Source organism: Lacisediminimonas profundi, assembly GCF_008831265.1.
Taxonomy (GTDB): Bacteria; Pseudomonadota; Gammaproteobacteria; order Burkholderiales; family Burkholderiaceae_D; genus Lacisediminimonas; species Lacisediminimonas profundi.
On record NZ_VTTH01000006.1, the window covers coordinates 240615 to 260438 of the forward strand.

Genomic DNA, 19824 nt, shown 5'->3' on the forward strand with positions numbered 1-19824 from the left:
CACCATGCACGTGCCCGACCTGATCGGCTATCTGTCCGAGCTCGAGCAGAGCAACAACCGGGCATGGTTCGTGATGAACAAGCCGCGCTATGACATATTGCGCGCGGAATTCCTCGAACTGGTCACGGCACTGATACGCGACATCGGCAAGCAGGATCCTGCCGTACTGGGTTGCAACCCTGCCAAGGCGCTGTTCCGGATCCATCGCGACGCCCGCTTCGCGAAAGACAAGCGGCCGTACAAGACCACGTTTTCAGCGGCGATCACGGCCACCGGCCTGAAGAAACCCAGCCAGGGCGGAGGCCCGGCCTATTACTTCCATATCGATTCAAAGGGCATGCTGCTGGTGGCAGGCGGAGAATACATGCCGCCGCCGGAACGGCTGCGCCGGATCCGGCAAGCGATCGACGCCGATCCGGCAGGACTCAGGAAAGCACTGGCCGGGAAGCGATTCCGCAGCAGGTTCGGAGGACTTCAAGAGGAAGGAAAACTGGCGCGTGCGCCAAAGGGCTACGACCCGGGACATCCGGACATCGACCTCATCCGCAACAAGAACTTCATCGCGTGGACCGAAACGGACCTGCGGCGCCAACTGCCAGCCGACTTGAAAAAAGAGATCGTTGACCAGTTCCGCGACGCCTGGCCACTGGTGTCATGGCTGCGCTCGGCTCCACAGGCAGACCAGGCAAGCTGAGCGCAGCCGGGCAGTACCCGGCCACGCGGTCAGCTACCTGAGTCCGCGCTTTCTTCCGGCGCCCGCGTGACGCGGGCAAACAGCGGCGCCAGCAGGATGCCGACTTCATAAAGCAGGCACAGCGGCACGGCCAGGAGCAGTTGGCTCAGCACATCTGGCGGCGTGACGATGGCGGCGATGACGAATGCGCCGACCACAACGTAAGGCCGGATCGCCTTGAGCTTCTCGACCGTCACGAGATTCATGCGCACCAGGATGACCACGACCACCGGGACTTCGAAAGTCAGGCCGAAGGCCATGCACATCATCAGCACGAAATCGAGGTAATTTTCGATATCCGGCGCAACCGAGATGCTTTTTGGCGCGAAATCGTTGATGAAGCCGAACACCGTTCCGAACACGAAGAAGTAGCAGAAGGCGACGCCGGCCAGGAACAGTATCGAAGACGACACCACCAGCGGCAGCACCAGCCTCTTCTCATGGGTGTACAGGCCGGGCGCCACGAAGGCCCATGCCTGGTACAGCACCCACGGCAGCGACACCATGAAGGCGACCAGCAGGGTCACCTTCATCGGCACCATGAACGGGGTGATGACACCGGTGGCAATCATCTTCGAACCGTGCGGCAGCGTGCTCAGCATCGGCTGGGCGACGAAATCATAGAGCGCCGCGGGACCGGGCCAGACTGCAAACAGCAGGATGAAAACCACGAGCACCGCGATCGACGCGCGCACGAGACGCGTGCGCAATTCGATCAGGTGGGAGATGAAGCTCTCCGGTACGCCAGTCTGCTCGTCGGACATTTAGTGGAATGAAAAGTTGGAAGAGCGGCTGCCCGGGGGACGGAATCTGGCGACGCGCGCGGCGCCGGACAGCACGCGGGAGCGACGCCCCGATTGTTGCTTGTACCAGCCGGGAACGGCTGCCTGGCGCAGGATCTTCTTCTTGCGAAAGTCGCGGGCCTTGAGTGCAATCTTCTCGGTGGTAGCCGTGGAGTCCAGCGGCACGTCCAGCGACAGGTCGCGTCCGCCATCCCAGTCGGTGTTCATGTCGCCGACCGAGGTCAGGTCGCTGGAGATGGTCTGCTCGACGCTGCTTGCCGCATCCTTCACGTCTTGCTGCATCTTGCGCAGCTCGTCGAGCTCGATCTCGCGGCTGACTTCGGCCTTTACGTCATTGATATAACGCTGGGCGCGGCCGAACAGCGACCCGGCCATGCGTGCCAACTTGGGCAACTTTTCGGGACCGATGACAACCAGTGCCACCGCGCCGATCAGCGCGATTTTGGTAAGACCGAGATCGATCATGGATTGGGACGGTCAGGACGGGCTGCGCGGGATGGCAGCCGTCGGAAAGCCCCCGATGCGGGGGTATCGATCAGATTTTATTTTTTTCTTTTGCTTCGACGTCGATCGTGGTCTTGCTTTCGGCGACCTGCGAGGGCTGCGCGGACTTGTCTTCCTCGCTGCCTTTCACACCGTCCTTGAAGCCTTTGACGGCCTTGCCGAGGTCAGAACCCATACTGCCGATCTTCTTCGTGCCAAACACCAGCATGATGATGACCAGCACGATTAGCCAATGCCAAACACTAAATGAACCCATCATATTCTCCTGTGGGACTTCGTCCCGTTTTCTGTACTACGCCGCAGGCTTTGCTCAGCGCTGCCCGCGCCATGGTCGTGGACCACCCATGACATGCAGATGAAGATGGTACACCTCCTGTCCGCCGTCGGGTCCGGTATTGAACTGCGTCTTGAAACCTCCGCTGCCATTACCCGTTCCATCGCCTTGGTACCCGCACCCCAATTGCTCTGCGAGCCGGGGCGCCAACACCATCATTCTACCCAACAAAGCCGCGTGCTTCTCGTCGCAATCGCTGAGCGTGGCGATATGTTGCTTCGGAACGATAAGGAAATGAACCGGCGATGCCGGATTGATATCGTGGAAAGCAATCAGGTCGTCATCCTCGTACACGCTTTTCGAAGGGATCTGCTTTGCTGCAATCTTGCAAAAAATACAGTTGTCCATGCTGGTCCTGTCAGTCCTTGCGTTCAGCCTGCTCGCGCTGCTCAAGCTTGCGTGCAGCCTTTTCCTCGATTCCCGAAATGCCTTCCCGGCGCGCCAGCTCATCCAGCACCTGCTGCGGCGTCAGGCCGAACTGCGCCAGCATGATCAGCGAATGGAACCACAGGTCCGCACACTCATACAGAACGGCATCGGTACCGTGGCCGGCACGCGCGTCCTTGGCCGCCATCACCGCTTCGGTAGCTTCCTCGCCGATCTTCTTCAGGATGGCGTCGTCACCCTTGGAAAACAAGCGGGCGACATAAGATTTTTCAGGATCGCCGCCGTTTGCCAGCTTGCGGGATTCGATGATTTCGGCCAGTCGGTTCAGGGTATTGCTCATTTGTTCATTTGCTCATTTCTTGTAGATGCTTGCCGGATCCTTGAGCACCGGATCGACGGCGATCCACTCGCCCTTCTGATGGTCGCCCGAGAATTGCTGGAAGAAACAGGAGTGGCGGCCAGTATGGCAGGCAATGCCCCCGACCTGCTCGATCGTCAGAAGCACCACGTCTTCGTCACAGTCCAGGCGAATTTCATGCACCTTCTGGATGTGACCGGACTCTTCACCCTTGTGCCAGAGTTTCTTGCGCGAACGACTCCAGTACACCGCCTCGCCGAATTCGACCGTGCGGGAAAGCGCCTCGCGATTCATCCACGCGAACATCAGCACCTGGCCGGTGCCCGCTTCCTGGGCGATCACGGGCACCAGGCCATGCTCGTCCCATTTGACCTTGTTGAGCCATTTGTCGCTGACGCTCATGCCAGCCTCATCGGAATGCCCTGCGCTGCCATGAAGCGCTTGGCCTCTCCCACGGTGTGCTGGCCATAGTGAAAGATGCTGGCAGCAAGGACGGCGTCAGCATGTCCCTTCTTGATGCCGTCCGCGAGGTCCTGCAGGCCGCCCACGCCGCCAGAGGCGATGACCGGAATGCTGACCGCGTCCGACACCGCGCGGGTCAATGCGAGATCGAAGCCGGCACGGGTGCCATCGCGGTCCATGCTGGTGAGCAGGATTTCACCAGCGCCCAGTTGTTCCATCTTGCGCGCCCACTCGACCGCATCGAGTCCGGTCGCGTTGCGTCCGCCGCGCGTAAACACTTCCCAGCGTCCGTCGCCTGTCCGCTTGGCGTCGATCGCCACCACGATGCACTGCGAACCGTACTTCTGGGAAGCGTCGAAAACCAGTTGCGGATTGGTGACGGCCGAGGTGTTGATGCTAACCTTGTCGGCTCCCGCATTGAGCAGGCGCCGCACGTCCTCGACCGCGCGCACCCCGCCGCCAACGGTCAGCGGAATGAATACCTGCGACGCAACGGCCTCGATGATATGCAGGATCAGGTCGCGCTCGTCGGATGACGCTGTGATGTCGAGAAAGGTGATTTCATCGGCGCCCTGCTCGTCATAGCGACGGGCGATTTCGACGGGATCGCCGGCGTCGCGCAGCTCTACGAAATTGATGCCCTTTACCACCCTGCCGGCGGTCACATCCAGGCAGGGGATGATGCGTTTTGCCAGTGTCATAAGTCGTCTGTTTCCGGCTCCACGAAGCCGGACAATTCATCGGCCCGCTGCTGCGCCGAGCGCAAGTCCAGCGTCCCTTCGTAAATCGACCTGCCGCAGATGACGCCCTCGATGCCTTCATCCTGCACGGCACACAGTGCTTCGACATCCTTGATGCCATGCACGCCGCCGGATGCAATCACGGGGATGGTCATGCTCTGCGCCAGTTTCACGGTGGCCTCGATGTTGACGCCGCCCATCATGCCGTCGCGGCCGATATCGGTATAGATGATCGCTTCGCAGCCGTAGTCTTCGAACTTGCGGGCGAGGTCGATCACTTCGTGCCCTGACAGCTTGCTCCAGCCATCGGTCGCGACCTTGCCATCCTTGGCGTCCAGTCCGACGATGATCTGGCCCGGGAAGGCGCTGCACGCGTCGTGCAGGAAGCCCGGGCTCTTGACTGCCGCCGTGCCAATGATGATGTACGACAGCCCGCCATCGAGATAGCGCTCGATGGTGTCGAGGTCGCGAATGCCGCCGCCAAGCTGGACCGGTATTTCTTCGACACCGTTGGCTTCGGCAAATTCCCGTACCGCCTTGATGATGGATTTGACGGCGGCTTCGTTCTTCGGCTTGCCGGCGAATGCGCCGTTGAGGTCGACCAGATGCAGCCGCCGCGCCCCCTGCTCAAGCCAGTGCCGCGCCATCTGCGCGGGGTCTTCCGAGAACACGGTGGCCTGGTTCATGTCGCCTTGCTTCAGGCGTACGCAGTGACCGTCCTTGAGATCGATAGCGGGAATAAGCAGCATGTCTTCGGTGCGGGCAAGTGGTGGTTGAAGGGGAAACTGGTGTCGACCGGGAGATCGGTCAAGGATTCCAATGTACGAAATTTTTGTAAAGTTGCAAACCTGCAGCCGCGCTTTTTTCCGGATGAAACTGCGTGGCAAACAGGTTATCGCGTCCTACGACGCTTGCAAACGGTGCGCCATAAACAGTTTCGCCGAATATTTGCGACGCCTCGGCCGGCACCGCATAGTAGCTGTGCACGAAATAGAAGTAACTGTTGTCCGCGATACCGGCCCACAAGGGATGGGAGGAAGTCTGCCGGACCGAATTCCAGCCCATCTGCGGCACCTTGTAGCGCGAACCATCCGCCTGCAACTGTCCGTCCAGCCGGAAACGCACGACTTTCCCTGGCAGCAGGCCAAGTCCGGGCGTATCGCCCTCCTCGCTCCAGTCGAACATCATCTGCTCACCGACGCACACGCCGAAGAACGGCTTGCTGCGCGAGGCCGCGATCAGCGCTTCCTCGACACCCGACTCGCGCAGGCTGCGCATGCAGTCGCGCATTGCGCCCTGGCCGGGCAGGACGATCCGGTCAGCAGCGCGGATGTCATCCACCTCGCCCGAGATACGGATGTCGGCCTCGGGCGCGACATGGCGCAAGGCCTGGGCGACCGAGCGCAGGTTGCCCATGCCGTAATCGACTACTACGATTTTATTCATGATTTGCCAGGCTAAAAACAGCGGGTATGCTGCCTACAGACTGCCCTTCGTGGAAGGAATGGTGCCAGCCGCGCGCGGATCCAGCTCCGCAGCCATGCGCAATGCGCGGCCGAATGCCTTGAACACGGTCTCGCACTGGTGGTGCGCATTTTCGCCGCGCAGATTGTCCACATGCAAGGTGACCAGGGCGTGGTTCACAAAGCCCTGGAAAAACTCGTGCGTGAGGTCGACGTCGAAACTCCCGATCATCGAGCGCTTGAACGGCACATGAAATTCAATCCCGGGACGGCCGGAAAAATCGATGACCACGCGCGACAAGGCTTCATCCAGCGGAACGTAAGAATGACCGTAGCGGCGGATGCCGGACTTGTCGCCGATCGCCTTGGCGACCGCCTGTCCGAGGGTAATGCCGACGTCTTCCACGGTGTGGTGGGCGTCGATATGCAAGTCACCCTTGGCCTCGATGTCGAGGTCGATCAGCCCGTGACGGGCAATCTGGTCGAGCATGTGGTCGAGGAAGGGCACGCCGGTGTTGAGCTTCTGGCGGCCGGTGCCGTCGAGATTGATCGCGACGCGAATTTGCGTCTCGTTGGTGTTGCGAACAATTTCGGCAGTGCGTTGGGTAGACATGGTCAGGATCGTTATGGTGCCAGCGATGCACGGAGGGCATCGAGGAATAGCTGGTTTTCTTCCGGCGTACTTACTGTCACGCGCAAGCAGTTTGCCAGCAATGCGTGCATTTTACCGACATTTTTGATCAACACCTTCCGATCCAGCAGCCGGGAGAACACGCCGTCGGCGTCCGCAACCCGCAGCAGCAGGAAATTTGCCGCCGACGGGAACACTTCCACCCCGGGTAGCGTTGACAGTGCGGCAACCAGCTGCCCTCTCGCCTGCCGCAGTGCAGCAGCCTGCTGGTCCAGCACCTCGATGCGGTCGAGCAGGCATTCGGCGGCGGCTTCGGTCAGCACGTTGATGTTGTACGGCGGGCGCACCTTGTCGAACTCGGCCAGCAGTTCGGCGCTGGCAGACATGTAACCCAGGCGTATGCCGGCCAGCCCGAGCTTGGAAACAGTGCGCATGACGACCAGGTTGGCAAATTCAGGCAGCCGGTCCATGAAACTTGCCTGCGCAAACGGCTGGTAGGCCTCGTCGACGATCACGACGCCATCATTGCCGACAGCGCGCAATATTTCGATCATCTGCCCCGCATCGAACAGGTTGCCGGTCGGGTTGTTGGGGTAGGCAAGGTAGGTAACGGCCGGCTTGTGCTGGCGCACCGCATCAAGCATGGCCGGCAAGTCGAGCGTGAAATCCGCCTTGAGCGGCACGCCGACGAATTCCATGCCGGCGAAACGGGCAGACATGGCATACATGACGAATCCGGGCACCGGCGCCAGCACCTTGGCACCCGGCCGGGCGCAGGCCACGGAAATCATCGAAATCAGCTCGTCCGATCCATTGCCAAGCAGGACATCGAAACCCGCCGGCACGCCCAGATGCGTGCGGATCTTTTCCTTCAGCGCGCTGTAAGTGGGCGTCGGATAGCGGTTGAGCGCGACCTCGGCCAGCCGCTGCCCCAATTCGCGAGCCAGCGCCTCGGGCAGGCGGTAGGGGTTTTCCATCGCGTCCAGCTTCAGGAAACCTGCGGATGCCGGCACATGGTAGGCCGCAAGCTCCCGCACTTCGGGCCGGATTACTTTTTCGCTCAGTGTCATTGCTCGTGCTCGCCTTTGCATTCAGGCCACTTTGGTGGCGCTATCCTTGTCCATGATCTGTTGCGGCCCCTGCAACGCCTCCAGGCGTTTGGCAATCAGCTCGCAGTAAACCGGATTCATTTCAAACCCGGTGAAATCCCGGCCCAGCATCCGCGCGGCCACGGCGGTGGTGCCGCTCCCCATGAACGGGTCCAGCACCAGCCCGCCGGGCGGACAGGACGCCTTGATCATGCGCTCGATGATTTCGAGCGGCTTTTGGGTCGGATGGTCGGCGCGCTCGCGGTGCTCGCGATGCAGCCGGGACACGCTCCAGACGTCTTTCGGGTTGTAGCCCATTTCCAGCCACTTCGCACCCACGAAAATCGATCGCGAGCGCGCTTTCTTGGTTTCGGCGTCATACGGGATGCGTATGGCGTCGAGGTCGAAATAATGATCCCGCGCCCGCGCAAAGAAACCGATGGTGTCGTGCACCGAGGAGTACTTGCGGGTGCCGCCGCCCATCGACGGCACCCGCCGGTCCCAGATGATTTCATTCAACATGGTCATGCGCTGCTTGAGCATGACGAACACCTCGGGCGAATAGCGCCAGGTCAGGAATATGTACAGACTGCCATTGCGCTTGAGCTTGGGCAGGGCCAGGTCAACCCAACGAGTCATCCAGGCCAGGTATTCCTCGGCCTCCATCTTGTCCGAATCATTGCCGTAGTCCTTGCCCAGCCCGTATGGGGGGTCGGCAACCAGCAGGTCGACCACGCCATCCGGTATGCGAGCCAGGCCGTCCAGCGCGTCTTCCGCAAAAATACGGTTGCGCCAGATATCCCGGGGCAGTTCAGCCTGGGTCATTTCAACCGCAGCTCGGCCGAACGCGCATGCGCCTGCAAGCCCTCCCCGTGCGCCAGTTCGGAAGCGATCCTTCCCAGCACCTGGGCGCCCGCTTCGCTGACCTGGATGATGCTGGAGCGCTTCTGGAAGTCATACACGCCAAGCGGCGACGAAAAGCGCGCGGTGCGCGAGGTCGGCAACACATGGTTGGGACCGGCGCAATAGTCACCCAGCGCCTCCGACGAGAAGCGGCCAAGGAACATGGCACCGGCGTGGCGCACCTTGGCGGCCCACTTCCCGGCGTCCATGGCGGAAATCTCGAGATGTTCGGGGGCGATGAAATTGGCGATTTCACAAGCCTCATCCATGTCGCGCACAAGGATCAGCGCGCCACGGTCGGCCAGCGATGTCCGGATGACGCCGGCGCGCGGCATGGTTGGCAGCAGCCGGTCGACGCTGGCCTGGACCCGATCGATATAGGCGGCATCGGGGCACAGCAGGATCGACTGCGCCAGCTCATCGTGCTCGGCCTGCGAGAACAGGTCCATTGCCACCCAGTCCGGATCGGTGGTGCCGTCGCAGATCACCAGTATTTCGGAAGGTCCGGCAATCATGTCGATGCCGACAGTGCCGAATACGCGCCGCTTGGCGGCAGCGACATAGGCATTGCCAGGGCCGACGATCTTGTCGACCGGCGGCACGGTTTGCGTGCCGTAGGCCAGTGCGCCGACTGCCTGCGCGCCGCCAATGGTGAATACCCGGTCCACGCCTGCTATCGCGGCGGCGGCCAGCACCAGGGGGTTCTTGATCCCCTGCGGCGTCGGCACCACCATGACGATCTCGTGCACACCGGCGACCCGCGCAGGTATCGCATTCATCAGCACCGAGGACGGATAGGCGGCCTTGCCGCCCGGCACGTAGATGCCGACGCGATCCAGCGGCGTGACTTTCTGTCCGAGCACGGTGCCGTCAGCCTCGGTGTACAGGAAACCGTCGGACCCGCATTCGGTCTTTTGCCGTTGGTGGTAACTGCGCACCCGGTCCGCTGCCGACTGCAAGGCGGAGCGGCGCCCTGGCGCCAGCTGCTCCAGCGCCGCCCGCAGTTCGGCCTGCGGCAACTCGAGTTCGGAGAGGGAGCTGGCAGCCAGCTTGTCGAAGCGGTTCGTGTATTCCAGCACGGCCGCGTCACCGCGTGACTTGACGTCGGCCAGTATGGTCGCGGCCGCGCGGTCGATCGCTTCGTCCTCGCTCGCCTCGAAGGCAAGCACTGCTGCCAGTTGCTCGCGAAAGCCGGCCTCGGTGGAATCGAGCCGGCGGATGGAAATGGCGGAGTCGGGCATGATGTCAGAGTCCGGATGTCAGAGGGTGGCGGCGGCGGCTCGCTCGAATGCGGCCAGTATCGGCTGCAAGCGCTCCCGCTTCATCTTCATGGCCGCCTGATTTACGACCAGGCGCGACGAAATCTGCATGATCTCCTCGACCTCGACCAGGTTGTTGGCGCGCAGCGTGCTGCCGGTGCTGACCAGGTCGACGATGGCGTCCGACAGGCCAACCAGCGGCGCCAGCTCCATCGAGCCATACAGCTTGATCAGGTCGACGTGCACGCCTTTTGCCGCAAAGTGCTGGCGGGCTGTCTCGGTATATTTGGTCGCAACCCGCAGCCGTGCTCCCTGCCTGACGGCGCTGGCATAGTTGAATCCGGCCGATACCGCAACAGACATGCGGCAACGAGCGATATTGAGGTCGATCGGCTGGTACAGCCCTTCCCCGCCGTGCTCGAGCAGCACATCCTTGCCAGCCACGCCGAAATCCGCCGCGCCATACTGGACATAGGTCGGCACATCGGAGGCCCGCACGATGATCACCCGCACGCCGGGATCGTTGGTCTGGAGGATCAGCTTGCGCGAGGTTTCCGGGTCTTCGGTGACGACGATGCCGGCAGCATTCAGCAGCGGCATGGTTTCTTCAAAGATGCGCCCCTTGGACAGGGCAAGGGTCAGTTGCTGGCTCATGATTTCACTCTTTCGATCCGCGCGCCGACGGCCCGCAGCTTCAGTTCCATCCGATCGTAGCCCCGGTCGAGGTGATAGATGCGGTCCACCATGGTCTCGCCTTTGGCAGCCAGGCCCGCGATCACGAGCGACGCCGACGCCCGCAGGTCAGTCGCCATGACGGGGGCGCCGAACAGTTGCTCGACACCGTCGATGATGGCCGTGTTTCCTTCGATGACGATAGCCGCTCCGAGACGGTTCATTTCCTGCACATGCATGAAGCGGTTTTCGAAAATGGTTTCGGTCACGCGGCTGACACCGTCGGCAATGCTGTTGACCGCCATGAACTGGGCCTGCATGTCGGTCGGGAATCCCGGATATTCGGTAGTGCGAAAGCTCACGGCCTTTGGCCGCGATGCCATTTGCACGCGAATCCAGTCCGGCCCGCTGGTCAGCACGGCGCCGGCTTCCCGCAATTTGTCCATGGCCACGTCCAGCAGGTCGCTGCGGGTGTTGCTCAGCGTGACATCGCCGCCAGCCGCCGCAACCGCGCACAGGAACGTGCCGGTTTCGATGCGGTCGGCAATGACGGCATGGCTGGCGCCGTGCAGTCGCTCGACGCCGTCCACCACCAGCCGGTCGGTGCCGATGCCCTCGATGCGGGCACCCATCTTCACCAGCAAGTTCGCCAGGTCGGTGACCTCCGGCTCGCGCGCCGCGTTCTCCAGCACCGTGCGGCCGTCGGCCAGCGTCGCGGCCATCAGCAGGTTCTCGGTGCCGGTGACCGTAATCATGTCGGTCACGACACGCGTGCCCTTGAGCCGCTTGGCCTTGGCATGGATGTAGCCGGCTTCGATCGCGATCTCCGCGCCCATCGCCTGCAATCCCTTGATATGCTGGTCCACTGGACGCGATCCGATGGCGCAGCCGCCCGGCAGCGATACTTTCGCCTCGCCGAAGCGCGCCAGCAGCGGGCCCAGCACCAGGATCGATGCGCGCATCGTCTTGACCATCTCGTATGGCGCTTCCAGCTTGTCCACGGCGCTGCCGTTAAGCAGGACCTGTTCTGCGTCCCGATCAGCGCGCAGGCCCATCTGCTGCAGCAGCTTGATCATGGTGCTGACATCCTGCAGGTGCGGGACGTTGGACAGCTTGATGTCGTCAGCAGTCAACAGGCCGGCACACAGGATGGGCAGGGCGGCGTTCTTTGCGCCCGATACCGTGATCTCGCCAGACAGACGGTTACCGCCGGTAATCAGCAGCTTATCCATTGCGGGCAAACTCTTCGGGCGTCAGGGTTTTCATCGACAGCGCATGGATCTCCTCACGCATGCGGTCGCCCAGCGCGGCATAGACCAGCTGGTGGCGCTGGATCAGCCGCTTGCCGGCGAAGGCTTCGGAGACGATCACGGCGCTGAAATGCTGTCCGTCGCCCTCCACCTCAAGATGGGTGCAGGACAGGCCCGCGGCAATGTATTGTCTGACGAGGTCGGGTGTAGGCAGCACGATGACGCTTTCGGAATCGGTGAATTTGGTGGAGATGGATCAGGTTACGCGGTAGTTCAGTGGCGCAGCTTGTAACCGCTGCGCAGGAGCTGGATGGCCAGCCCGGACACAACGACGAAGAAGGATCCAACGATAGCAAGGCTGACGAGCGGATTGATGTCCGACTGACCAAAAAATCCGTAGCGAAAGCCGTCAATCATATAAAAAAACGGGTTCACGTGCGACACCGCCTGCCAGAACGGCGGCAGCGAGTGTATGGAGTAAAACACGCCGGCCAGGAAGGTTGCCGGCATGATCAGGAAATTCTGGAAGGCCGCCAGCTGGTCGAACTTCTCCGCCCAGATGCCTGCGATCAGTCCCATGGTGCCAAGGATGCCGGCGCCCAGCAACGCGAAAATGACAATCCACCATGGCGCGACGAAGCTGGGTCGCCCAACCCACGCGGTAATCGCGAAAACGCCCAGTCCTACTGCGAGGCCACGCACCACCGCCGCCAGCACATAGGCGCCGTACAGCTCCCAGTGCGACAACGGCGGCAACAGCACGAACACCAGGTTGCCGGTAATCTTGGACTGTATCAGCGACGATGACGAATTGGCGAACGAGTTTTGCAGCACGCTCATCATCACCAGGCCCGGAATCAGGAATGCCGTGTAGGTGACGCCAGGGTAGACCTGGACATGCTCCTGCAGCACGTGGCCGAAGATCATCAGGTACAGCATGGCAGTCACGATCGGCGCGGTCAGGGTTTGTGTGGCCACCTTCCAGAATCGCAGCACTTCCTTGTAAAACAACGTTTGAAACCCGGTCATTTCTCGCCTTCCATGATCTGGATGAACACATCTTCCAGGTCGGCCTGGTGCAGCTGCATGTCGCCGATCTCGGCGCCGGCCTCGCGTAACGCGGCGAGTATCGGCTCCACTTCGGCGTATTCGTTGACACGCAGTACGTATTTGTTGGCGGGCCCGCCCGCTTCCGGATGCGAAACCAGCGAGCGCAGCGATTCCGGCAACTCGCCCCTGGCCAGCGTCAGCTCGAGCTGGGAGCCGGAAATGCGGCGGATCAGCCCGGCCATCGTATCAAGGGCGACCACCTTGCCCCCCCTGAGCATGGCAACCCGGTTGCACAAGGCCTGCGCCTCTTCAAGGTAGTGGGTGGTCAAAACCACCGTATGCCCTTCCTTGTTCAGCCGCGAAATGAATTTCCACAGAGTCTGGCGCAACTCGACATCGACTCCGGCAGTCGGTTCGTCGAGCACGATCACGGGCGGCTTGTGCACCAGCGCCTGGGCCACCAGCACCCGGCGCTTCATGCCGCCGGACAGGGAACGCATGTTGGCATCGGCCTTGTTCGTCAGATCGAGGTGATGCATCACTTCATCTATCCACGCATCATTCTTCTTCAATCCGAAGTAGCCCGATTGCATGCGCAAGGTCTCGCGCACCGTGAAAAACGGGTCGAACACCAGTTCCTGCGGCACCACGCCGAGACTGCGCCGGGCATTGCGATAGTCGCGAACCACGTCGTGTCCGCGAATGGTGACCGTGCCGGAGTCAGCACGGTTAAGTCCTGCGAGAATGGAGATCAGGGTGGTCTTGCCGGCGCCGTTAGGGCCGAGCAGGCCGAAAAATTCGCCCTCTTCGATGGCCAAGGACACGCCATCGAGCGCCTGCAGGGCGCCGTAACGTTTCTTGACTTCGGTAATCTGGATGGCCGCCATGGTTGGCTGATTCACTCTGGTAATGGATGTCGGCCGGCATCAGCCGTCCGCCCGATACGGGAAGGGGAACCTGCCATTATAAAAGAATTGCTCTCAGCCAGCCTGTGTGCCAGCAGGGAGCCGGCACAGCGGACTCAGGCGGGGAGAAGCCGGGCAACACCATAGAGTTGCGCCAGGCTGGTCAGGTTGGCCGGCGCATTCACCACTGAAAGGACCGCGCCCCGCGCGCGGGCGGCGCGCTGCCACGCAAGCAACGCAGCGACGGCAGTGGAATCGACCTCAGTCACAGCGGACAGGTCAAATGCCGTCTCCCCGGCTTCGATTGCCTTCAGCCCCGCCGCCAGAGCGGCACGGGCGTTGGCAAATGTCAGGGACGGACCGGGCTGGTACATGGCAACTCAGGCAGGCTGACGGGATGCAACCCGGGCTTTGCCGGTGCCGGCCCGGAGCTTGGCATTGCGTTCGGCCAAGGTCTTGATCAGGCCGTCGATGCCGCCCTTGCTGATTTCCGTAGCAAAATTGCCCTTGTAGGTCTCCACCAGCCAGGCGCCGAGCACATTCATGTCATAGATCTTCCAGCCGTTCGGCGTCTTTTCGAGCCGGTAATTCAACTGGATCGGCTCGCCGCGCGATTGCTGGACCTCGGAGCGGACCTCTACTTCATCGTCATTCACACTGCCACGCATGGGCTTGAACACCAGCTTCTGGTCGCGGACCTGGGAGATTGCACCGGAATAGGTATGAACGAGCAAGTCGCGGAACTCGGCGGTCAGGCGCTTCTGCTGTTCCGGGGTTGCTTCGCGCCAGTAACGTCCTGCTGCCAGCGCGGTCATCCGCGGGAAATTAACGTGCGGAATGATCTTGGCTTCGACCAGTTCCAGAACGCGTTGCTGGTTGCCACCCTGGATTTCCTTGTCGGCCCTGGCGGTATCCACCACGTCCTGGCTGATGCGCTTGACCAAGGCGTCAGGCGCTTCCTGCTGCGCATGGGCCAGGCCAAACGGGAGAAACGATAGGGCGACGACCGCCGCTGCCAGAATTTTTTTAAGTGAACTCATTTGTAAAGCCTTTGAAGGGATCCCAAGTCATATGTCCCATAACTCGCGAGAACCCTGAATGGATGACATCAGGAAGGAGACGGCCCCGGCTCGGCGCGTTGGCGGACGGCCGGGGACAGGCGCAGGCGTATGCCCTCGGCCATGACCGGTGGCACCTGAGGAGCAGATTCGACGGCACCGAATTCTCGAGGTTCCTGCAAATCTTGCCAAGATGAAACCGGTTTTACCTTTTGTTGCTCTTCCTTTTGTTGCTCTTCCTGTTCGTCACGCTGCCGTTTCGGGGGGGCATCGCCGCGGACTTTGTATTCACGGCGCTGCAAGTAGCCGTCGCGGACGAATTCATAGCGATCCAGCGCTGCTTCTTCGATCAGGGTCACTGCATCGAGCACGCCGGCGCGCAAGTCGACAATCCGCAAAACCCGGCCGGTGTTTCGTTGCCAGACCGGCCGGACATCGCCCCACACGTCACCGGCCATATCGGCAGGAAGCGCCACAGTATCGCGCAATGTTGAGGATCCGAAGATCGGCAGCACCACGTAAGGGCCCGAACCCACGCCCCATACCCCGAGGGTCGCACCGAAGTCCTGCTTGTGCTTTTGCATCCCGGCTTCGGACGCAATATCCAGCACGCCGCCGAACCCCAGGAACGTATTCACCGCCACCCGCATCACGTCAGTGACGCCGTCGCCGATTTTTCCCTGCAACAGATTGTTGACCGCGGTCCATACGTCGCCCAGATTGCCGAAGAAGTTGTAGACACCGGTCTGGACAAACGACGGGACGTTGTCACGATAGACTTCAGCGGTCGGCTTCAGCGCGTACTGATCCAGTTTGTCATTAACGGTGAACATCGCCCGGTTAAAGCCCTCGAAGGGGTCGCGTGGGTCTTTGCCGACGGCGCAACCGGACAGCAGGCCTGCCAGTGCGATCGTGACAAGGAAATTCATTGCCGTCTTCATTTCTTGTCTCCGCTCCCTTCCGCGGCCTTGCTGAACAGGAACTGGCTGATCAGGTTTTCAAGCACAATGGCCGACTGCGTCATCTTGATGCGGTCACCTGCCGCAAGCAATGCCGTGTCGCCACCCGGCTCCAGGCCGATATATTGCTCGCCCAGCAAGCCGGCAGTCAGGATTTTTACCGAACTATCCTTCGGAAATTTATAGCCCGCTTGCATCTGCATCGTCACCTGGGCCTGGAACGACTTGTCGTCGAAACGGATCTCGCCGACCCGGCCGACCACCACGCCGGCGCTCTTGACCGGCGCACGCGGCTTGAGCCCGCCTATGTTGTCGAAGCGCGCGACGACCGGATAGGTCTTCTCAAAGCTGAGCGAGCTCATGTTGCCCGCCTTGAGCGCGAGGAAAAACAGGGCGGCCGCGCCAAGCACGACAAACAGGCCTACCCACAGATCAATTGATTTACGTTGCATGGTGCATGTCCAGAATTAACGACTACTGATTGAACATCAGCGCAGTCAGGATGAAGTCAAGGGCCAGAACCGTTAGCGACCCGATGACAACGGTGCGCGTTGTCGCGCGCGAGACGCCTTCTGGCGTCGGCTGCGCCTCGTAACCTTGAAGCAGCGCGATGAAGGTGACGGCAAATCCGAACACCACGCTCTTGATGACGCCGTTGCCGATATCTTTCCAGATATCCACGCCGTCCTGCATCTGCGACCAGAAAGCACCCTCATCCACGCCAATCAGCTGTACGCCGACCACGTAGCCGCCGAGGATGCCCACCGCGCTGAAAATGGCCGCCAGGACAGGCATTGCAATGACGCCGGCCCAGAACCGGGGTGCCAGCACGCGCTGCACCGGGTCGACCGCCATCATCTCCATTGCCGCAAGCTGCTCGCCGGCCTTCATCAGGCCGATTTCCGCCGTCAGTGAGGTGCCCGCCCGGCCCGCAAACAGCAAGGCAGTCACCACCGGACCAAGCTCGCGCACCAGCGACAATGCGACCAGCAAACCGAGCGCCTGTTCCGAACCGTAGCGGTTGAGCGTGTAATAACCCTGCAAGCCAAGCACGAATCCGACGAACAGCCCCGACACTGCAATGATCACCAACGAATAGTTGCCGATGAAGTGAACCTGGTCGGAAACAAGCCGCGGACGCCGCAGCATTCCGCCGGATGCCCGCAGCACGGCAAAGAACATACGCGTGCCATGACCAACGTCTGCCACGTATTCGCGCAGCGCACCCCCGAGCCAGCGCAGAAAACGGCCGATCATTCCGATTGCTCCAGTGCCAGGTCTTCCGCCAGCGAACGGCCGGGATAATGGAACGGAACCGGCCCGTCCGGCTGCGCATTCACGAATTGCCGTACATAGGGATCATCCGACGCCGTCATTTCGGCGGGGGTTCCTTCCGCTACGATCTTGCCCTGCGACAAGAAATAAACATAATCGGCGATCAGGAACGACTCATGCACGTCGTGCGAGACCAGGATCGAGGTCGAGCCGAGTGCGTCATTCAGTTCCCGGATCAGCTTGGCAGTCATGCCCATCGAAATCGGGTCCAGTCCGGCGAAGGGCTCGTCATACATGACCAGCTCCGGATCCAGCGCAATGGCACGCGCAAGCGCTACGCGGCGCGCCATGCCACCAGAAATTTCACTCGGCATCATTTGTGCGGCATTACGCAGCCCCACCGCCTCCAGCTTCATCAGCACCAGGTCGCGAATCATGCCTTCCGGCAAGTCGGTATTTTCCCGCAGCGGATAAGCGACATTTTCAAATACAGACAGGTCCGTAAATAGCGCACCATGCTGGAACAGGACGCCCATCTTGCGCCGCATCCTGTACAAGGCAGCCTGATCGTCGGTACGCACGGGCTCGCCGTTGACGGTCACGCTTCCTTGCCCGGCACGCACTTGTCCTCCGATCAAGCGGAGGATGGTGGTCTTTCCGGAACCGGATCCGCCCATGACAGCCACCACTTTCCCCTTGGGGAAAGACATGGCGAGACCCGACAGGATCGACCTGTCGCCATAGCCGAACTGGACGTCACGAATTTCAACGAGATTGGACACGGGGCGGATTATTGCGAAAGCTGACATTGTAGTTCAGAAAGCCAGATCGCTCAGGATGGTACCGGGACGCCGGGCCATGCCAATTCATGTTATTGCAGGCCTGCCTACATGCCGGACTCGCGCACCAGGATCGCCAGGGCATTGCGCAAATAGCGCCAGCCGGGAACCTGCCAGGTTCCGTTTATCACCACCGTTCCGCGCCATGCCTGGGTGGACAGCGCGGCCGGCTTGTCCTCGACGGCCAGCGTGACGCGGTACATGGCCTGCTCCGGAATGACCTGGTTGTTTTTCTCCCGGACGATGATATGACCGCCATGGATCGTGGCCAGCATCGCATTGGGCAGTACCCGCGTCGCGTCGGCGTCGACGCCCATCACCTTCAGGCTGAGCGAAGGCCCGCCGCCACCGTCCGTGGAAAAGCGTCCGCTGTCGCCCACTGAAATGCGCTTGACTTCTTCCTCGTCCAGATAGGTTTCCACTACCCAGGCACCCTGCTTGACCAGGATCGCGATGCGTTCCTTGCGCCCCACCCATTGGCCACGGTGCAAGTCGGGATCGACGTCGCGCACCACGCCTGGCCAGGGCGCTTTCGGCGAATACAAGGACAACTCTTCTTCCAGGCTGGTCAGTTCGGCTTCCGCAGTCGCCAGCTCCACCTGCAAGCTTTGCAGCCGTGAACGGGTGTCGGTGTCCAGACCGGCAGCCGCAGCCTGCCAGCGAAGGCGGTCGACCTTGGCCTTCAGGCCGGCCCGGCGCCATGCCAGATCGGGGGAGTAAAGTCGCAACACCTCGGCCCCGGCGGCGATGGTGGCGCCCTCGGCCGGTGGCGCGCTTTCCACGCGCGCGCCTTGCGGGGCAAAAATCGGAACGGTCTCGGCCGGTTTCAGGACTCCGCTGACGCCGATGCGGCCAGGCCAGGGCATGAACACCAGCGCAACGAGTGCGCCGGCAATGATGGCGGACCGCCGCGAACGGGCACGGGAGGCGATGACGGGCCAGCGAGGTTTCCAGGCCATGATTTCCTGCTTTAATGGTTTCAACACGAACCAACCGATTTCAATCACGAAAAGAAGGATGCCGACCGCCTTCACGAAGAAGTGATAGACCAATACGGCGATCCCGAGGAACAACACCAGCCGATAGATCCAGACGCCCCATGCGAACAGGATGAGCGCGATCTCCTTGCGCCGCGAAAAATGCTCAGGCCTGTCCTCGCGCAAATCAAACAGCACTTCGCGCAAATGCCAGCGCGCCAATGCAAAACTGCGCTCGTGCAGGTTGGGCATGTCGAGCCAGTCGGAAAGGATGAAATACCCGTCGAAACGCATGAACGGGCTGGCATTGATCGCAATCGTGGCAATCCAGCTGGTGGTCGCCAGAAAAAATGCGGACGACCGCAGCGCCCCGTCGGGCAACAGCGCCCATGCCAGCGTGGCCCAGCTGGCAATCATCAGTTCGGTGGCAATTCCCGCGGTCGCAACCTGCAAGCGTTGCATGCGGTCGGTCAGGCGCCAGGTGTCGTTGGTGTCGGTGTAGGCAACCGGCATCATGACCAGGAAAGCAACGCCCATCGCCGGCACCCGACAGCCCAGCCGTTTCGCGCTAAACGCATGTCCGAGCTCGTGAAACACCTTCACCCCAAACAGCGTCACGCCGTAAGCCAGGAATCCGGCCAGGTTGAAGGTGTCCATCAGCGAAGCGGAAAAACTGTCCCAGTTCCGGGCCACCTCGAACAAGCCGATGCCGAACGCTGCCAGCGTAGCCAGCAGGAATTTTCGCGAGAAAAAGAACTCTGCAACCGGCAGCATGCGCCCCAGCCAACGATCGGGCCGCACCAGCGGTATGCGGAAGAACAGGTAGTGGTGGACCAGCCAATTGAAAGCCGTGCCCTGCATGGCCGCCAGCCGGTCCGCCATCTTGCGCGCGTTGTCGCCCCCGGTGCGCTGCAGCAGTTCATTGTCCGTCAGGAAGGTGCGCACGCCTTCGACATCGGCGGGCTCGGCGTGCAGCGTGGTCTCGATAGCGATGGCGCCGACAATTTCGTCGATATCATCCATCCACCATCGCTGCAGGATGACGAGCGTCAGCCAGTCGATCTTGTAGTACCGGTTTCGGACCGGGTCGTGCAGCGTCCAGCTCGGCTGCCCATCCGGCAGGTTTGCGCCGGGCATCAGGCTCAGTTCCTCGCGCAGCGCAGGCAAGGACATG

Annotated in this window: 26 protein-coding genes; 1 reads left to right on the forward strand and 25 read right to left on the reverse strand. The window is 61.5% G+C overall.

Going from position 1 to position 19824, the window contains the following annotated elements; all coding sequences use genetic code 11:
• Positions 1-4: 4 nt before the first annotated feature.
• Entirely contained in the window at positions 5-694 is a 690-nt protein-coding gene (locus FVE66_RS17460; RefSeq protein ID WP_151448744.1) for a DUF2461 domain-containing protein, read from the forward strand.
• Positions 695-723: 29 nt separating this feature from the next.
• On the opposite strand, the gene tatC is transcribed toward FVE66_RS17460, so the two are convergent.
• The 25 genes from tatC to FVE66_RS17585 form a co-directional block, all read right to left on the reverse strand.
• Positions 724-1497 carry a twin-arginine translocase subunit TatC gene (gene tatC / locus FVE66_RS17465; protein WP_151448745.1) on the reverse strand — a complete coding sequence of 258 codons (774 nt, stop codon included), beginning with the start codon at positions 1495-1497 and terminating at the stop codon, positions 724-726.
• Complete coding sequence (tatB, locus tag FVE66_RS17470; RefSeq protein ID WP_151448746.1) at positions 1498-2001, reverse strand: Sec-independent protein translocase protein TatB; 504 nt, start codon at positions 1999-2001, stop codon at positions 1498-1500. It lies immediately after the preceding gene.
• 70 nt (positions 2002-2071) lie between these two features.
• Entirely contained in the window at positions 2072-2296 is a 225-nt protein-coding gene (tatA, locus tag FVE66_RS17475) for a Sec-independent protein translocase subunit TatA (protein WP_151448747.1), read from the reverse strand.
• Between the two features lie 54 nt (positions 2297-2350).
• Positions 2351-2722, reverse strand: coding sequence for a histidine triad nucleotide-binding protein (locus tag FVE66_RS17480; RefSeq protein ID WP_151448748.1), 372 nt, complete (start codon positions 2720-2722; stop codon positions 2351-2353).
• 10 nt (positions 2723-2732) lie between these two features.
• Complete coding sequence (locus FVE66_RS17485; RefSeq protein WP_151448749.1) at positions 2733-3101, reverse strand: phosphoribosyl-ATP diphosphatase; 369 nt, start codon at positions 3099-3101, stop codon at positions 2733-2735.
• Between the two features lie 12 nt (positions 3102-3113).
• Positions 3114-3521 (reverse strand): phosphoribosyl-AMP cyclohydrolase, encoded by a 408-nt coding sequence (hisI, locus tag FVE66_RS17490; RefSeq protein WP_151448750.1) that lies wholly within the window; start codon positions 3519-3521, stop codon positions 3114-3116.
• Complete coding sequence (gene hisF / locus FVE66_RS17495) at positions 3518-4282, reverse strand: imidazole glycerol phosphate synthase subunit HisF (RefSeq protein WP_151448751.1); 765 nt, start codon at positions 4280-4282, stop codon at positions 3518-3520. The genes hisI and hisF overlap by 4 nt, the downstream gene beginning before the upstream one ends.
• Positions 4279-5070, reverse strand: coding sequence for a 1-(5-phosphoribosyl)-5-[(5-phosphoribosylamino)methylideneamino]imidazole-4-carboxamide isomerase (hisA, locus tag FVE66_RS17500; protein ID WP_151448752.1), 792 nt, complete (start codon positions 5068-5070; stop codon positions 4279-4281). The genes hisF and hisA overlap by 4 nt, the downstream gene beginning before the upstream one ends.
• Before the next feature lie 58 nt (positions 5071-5128).
• The gene (gene hisH, locus FVE66_RS17505) at positions 5129-5767 is read right to left on the reverse strand and encodes an imidazole glycerol phosphate synthase subunit HisH (protein ID WP_151448753.1); all 639 of its coding nucleotides are present in this window, start codon (positions 5765-5767) and stop codon (positions 5129-5131) included.
• A gap of 33 nt (positions 5768-5800) precedes the next feature.
• A complete protein-coding gene (gene hisB, locus FVE66_RS17510) occupies positions 5801-6397 on the reverse strand; it encodes an imidazoleglycerol-phosphate dehydratase HisB (RefSeq protein ID WP_151448754.1) in 597 nt (198 codons plus the stop codon).
• Between the two features lie 11 nt (positions 6398-6408).
• Positions 6409-7485: a histidinol-phosphate transaminase gene (gene hisC / locus FVE66_RS17515; RefSeq protein ID WP_151448755.1), complete on the reverse strand. Its 1077-nt coding sequence runs from the start codon at positions 7483-7485 to the stop codon at positions 6409-6411.
• Between the two features lie 21 nt (positions 7486-7506).
• Entirely contained in the window at positions 7507-8328 is an 822-nt protein-coding gene (locus FVE66_RS17520; RefSeq protein ID WP_151448756.1) for a DNA-methyltransferase, read from the reverse strand.
• A complete protein-coding gene (hisD, locus tag FVE66_RS17525; protein ID WP_151448757.1) occupies positions 8325-9647 on the reverse strand; it encodes a histidinol dehydrogenase in 1323 nt (440 codons plus the stop codon). Before hisD ends, FVE66_RS17520 begins: the two co-directional genes overlap by 4 nt.
• Before the next feature lie 18 nt (positions 9648-9665).
• Positions 9666-10319, reverse strand: a complete 654-nt coding sequence (hisG, locus tag FVE66_RS17530; RefSeq protein WP_151448758.1) for an ATP phosphoribosyltransferase — start codon at positions 10317-10319, stop codon at positions 9666-9668.
• Positions 10316-11569: a UDP-N-acetylglucosamine 1-carboxyvinyltransferase gene (gene murA / locus FVE66_RS17535; RefSeq protein WP_151448759.1), complete on the reverse strand. Its 1254-nt coding sequence runs from the start codon at positions 11567-11569 to the stop codon at positions 10316-10318. The genes hisG and murA overlap by 4 nt, the downstream gene beginning before the upstream one ends.
• Positions 11562-11804: a BolA family protein gene (locus tag FVE66_RS17540; RefSeq protein ID WP_151448760.1), complete on the reverse strand. Its 243-nt coding sequence runs from the start codon at positions 11802-11804 to the stop codon at positions 11562-11564. The genes murA and FVE66_RS17540 overlap by 8 nt, the downstream gene beginning before the upstream one ends.
• Positions 11805-11860: 56 nt before the next feature.
• Complete coding sequence (locus tag FVE66_RS17545; protein ID WP_151448761.1) at positions 11861-12616, reverse strand: ABC transporter permease; 756 nt, start codon at positions 12614-12616, stop codon at positions 11861-11863.
• Positions 12613-13524, reverse strand: a complete 912-nt coding sequence (locus tag FVE66_RS17550) for an ABC transporter ATP-binding protein (RefSeq protein WP_151448762.1) — start codon at positions 13522-13524, stop codon at positions 12613-12615. Before FVE66_RS17550 ends, FVE66_RS17545 begins: the two co-directional genes overlap by 4 nt.
• A gap of 134 nt (positions 13525-13658) precedes the next feature.
• The gene (locus FVE66_RS17555; RefSeq protein ID WP_151448763.1) at positions 13659-13916 is read right to left on the reverse strand and encodes an STAS domain-containing protein; all 258 of its coding nucleotides are present in this window, start codon (positions 13914-13916) and stop codon (positions 13659-13661) included.
• Positions 13917-13922: 6 nt separating this feature from the next.
• On the reverse strand, positions 13923-14582 hold the full coding sequence (locus FVE66_RS17560) for an MlaC/ttg2D family ABC transporter substrate-binding protein (RefSeq protein WP_151448764.1): 660 nt from the start codon (positions 14580-14582) through the stop codon (positions 13923-13925).
• Positions 14583-14650: 68 nt separating this feature from the next.
• Positions 14651-15529 (reverse strand): MlaA family lipoprotein, encoded by an 879-nt coding sequence (locus FVE66_RS17565; RefSeq protein WP_338325401.1) that lies wholly within the window; start codon positions 15527-15529, stop codon positions 14651-14653.
• 8 nt (positions 15530-15537) lie between these two features.
• A complete protein-coding gene (gene mlaD / locus FVE66_RS17570) occupies positions 15538-16011 on the reverse strand; it encodes an outer membrane lipid asymmetry maintenance protein MlaD (protein ID WP_151448766.1) in 474 nt (157 codons plus the stop codon).
• 22 nt (positions 16012-16033) lie between these two features.
• Positions 16034-16816, reverse strand: a complete 783-nt coding sequence (gene mlaE / locus FVE66_RS17575) for a lipid asymmetry maintenance ABC transporter permease subunit MlaE (RefSeq protein WP_151448767.1) — start codon at positions 16814-16816, stop codon at positions 16034-16036.
• A complete protein-coding gene (locus FVE66_RS17580; RefSeq protein WP_151448768.1) occupies positions 16813-17616 on the reverse strand; it encodes an ABC transporter ATP-binding protein in 804 nt (267 codons plus the stop codon). Before FVE66_RS17580 ends, mlaE begins: the two co-directional genes overlap by 4 nt.
• A gap of 104 nt (positions 17617-17720) precedes the next feature.
• Positions 17721-19823 (reverse strand): site-2 protease family protein, encoded by a 2103-nt coding sequence (locus FVE66_RS17585; RefSeq protein ID WP_151448769.1) that lies wholly within the window; start codon positions 19821-19823, stop codon positions 17721-17723.
• Between the last annotated feature and the right edge of the window lies 1 nt (position 19824).

What these genes read in the sequence shown, in the direction of transcription:
- FVE66_RS17460 (WP_151448744.1), top strand. Translation starts at nt 5, where the DNA reads ATGCACGTGCCCGACCTGATCGGCTATCTGTCCGAGCTCGAGCAGAGC.
- tatC (WP_151448745.1), bottom strand. Translation starts at nt 1,497, where the DNA reads ATGTCCGACGAGCAGACTGGCGTACCGGAGAGCTTCATCTCCCACCTG.
- tatB (WP_151448746.1), bottom strand. Translation starts at nt 2,001, where the DNA reads ATGATCGATCTCGGTCTTACCAAAATCGCGCTGATCGGCGCGGTGGCA.
- tatA (WP_151448747.1), bottom strand. Translation starts at nt 2,296, where the DNA reads ATGGGTTCATTTAGTGTTTGGCATTGGCTAATCGTGCTGGTCATCATC.
- FVE66_RS17480 (WP_151448748.1), bottom strand. Translation starts at nt 2,722, where the DNA reads ATGGACAACTGTATTTTTTGCAAGATTGCAGCAAAGCAGATCCCTTCG.
- FVE66_RS17485 (WP_151448749.1), bottom strand. Translation starts at nt 3,101, where the DNA reads ATGAGCAATACCCTGAACCGACTGGCCGAAATCATCGAATCCCGCAAG.
- hisI (WP_151448750.1), bottom strand. Translation starts at nt 3,521, where the DNA reads ATGAGCGTCAGCGACAAATGGCTCAACAAGGTCAAATGGGACGAGCAT.
- hisF (WP_151448751.1), bottom strand. Translation starts at nt 4,282, where the DNA reads ATGACACTGGCAAAACGCATCATCCCCTGCCTGGATGTGACCGCCGGC.
- hisA (WP_151448752.1), bottom strand. Translation starts at nt 5,070, where the DNA reads ATGCTGCTTATTCCCGCTATCGATCTCAAGGACGGTCACTGCGTACGC.
- hisH (WP_151448753.1), bottom strand. Translation starts at nt 5,767, where the DNA reads ATGAATAAAATCGTAGTAGTCGATTACGGCATGGGCAACCTGCGCTCG.
- hisB (WP_151448754.1), bottom strand. Translation starts at nt 6,397, where the DNA reads ATGTCTACCCAACGCACTGCCGAAATTGTTCGCAACACCAACGAGACG.
- hisC (WP_151448755.1), bottom strand. Translation starts at nt 7,485, where the DNA reads ATGACACTGAGCGAAAAAGTAATCCGGCCCGAAGTGCGGGAGCTTGCG.
- FVE66_RS17520 (WP_151448756.1), bottom strand. Translation starts at nt 8,328, where the DNA reads ATGACCCAGGCTGAACTGCCCCGGGATATCTGGCGCAACCGTATTTTT.
- hisD (WP_151448757.1), bottom strand. Translation starts at nt 9,647, where the DNA reads ATGCCCGACTCCGCCATTTCCATCCGCCGGCTCGATTCCACCGAGGCC.
- hisG (WP_151448758.1), bottom strand. Translation starts at nt 10,319, where the DNA reads ATGAGCCAGCAACTGACCCTTGCCCTGTCCAAGGGGCGCATCTTTGAA.
- murA (WP_151448759.1), bottom strand. Translation starts at nt 11,569, where the DNA reads ATGGATAAGCTGCTGATTACCGGCGGTAACCGTCTGTCTGGCGAGATC.
- FVE66_RS17545 (WP_151448761.1), bottom strand. Translation starts at nt 12,616, where the DNA reads ATGACCGGGTTTCAAACGTTGTTTTACAAGGAAGTGCTGCGATTCTGG.
- FVE66_RS17550 (WP_151448762.1), bottom strand. Translation starts at nt 13,524, where the DNA reads ATGGCGGCCATCCAGATTACCGAAGTCAAGAAACGTTACGGCGCCCTG.
- FVE66_RS17555 (WP_151448763.1), bottom strand. Translation starts at nt 13,916, where the DNA reads ATGTACCAGCCCGGTCCGTCCCTGACATTTGCCAACGCCCGTGCCGCT.
- FVE66_RS17560 (WP_151448764.1), bottom strand. Translation starts at nt 14,582, where the DNA reads ATGAGTTCACTTAAAAAAATTCTGGCAGCGGCGGTCGTCGCCCTATCG.
- FVE66_RS17565 (WP_338325401.1), bottom strand. Translation starts at nt 15,529, where the DNA reads ATGAATTTCCTTGTCACGATCGCACTGGCAGGCCTGCTGTCCGGTTGC.
- mlaD (WP_151448766.1), bottom strand. Translation starts at nt 16,011, where the DNA reads ATGCAACGTAAATCAATTGATCTGTGGGTAGGCCTGTTTGTCGTGCTT.
- mlaE (WP_151448767.1), bottom strand. Translation starts at nt 16,816, where the DNA reads ATGATCGGCCGTTTTCTGCGCTGGCTCGGGGGTGCGCTGCGCGAATAC.
- FVE66_RS17585 (WP_151448769.1), bottom strand. Translation starts at nt 19,823, where the DNA reads ATGTCCTTGCCTGCGCTGCGCGAGGAACTGAGCCTGATGCCCGGCGCA.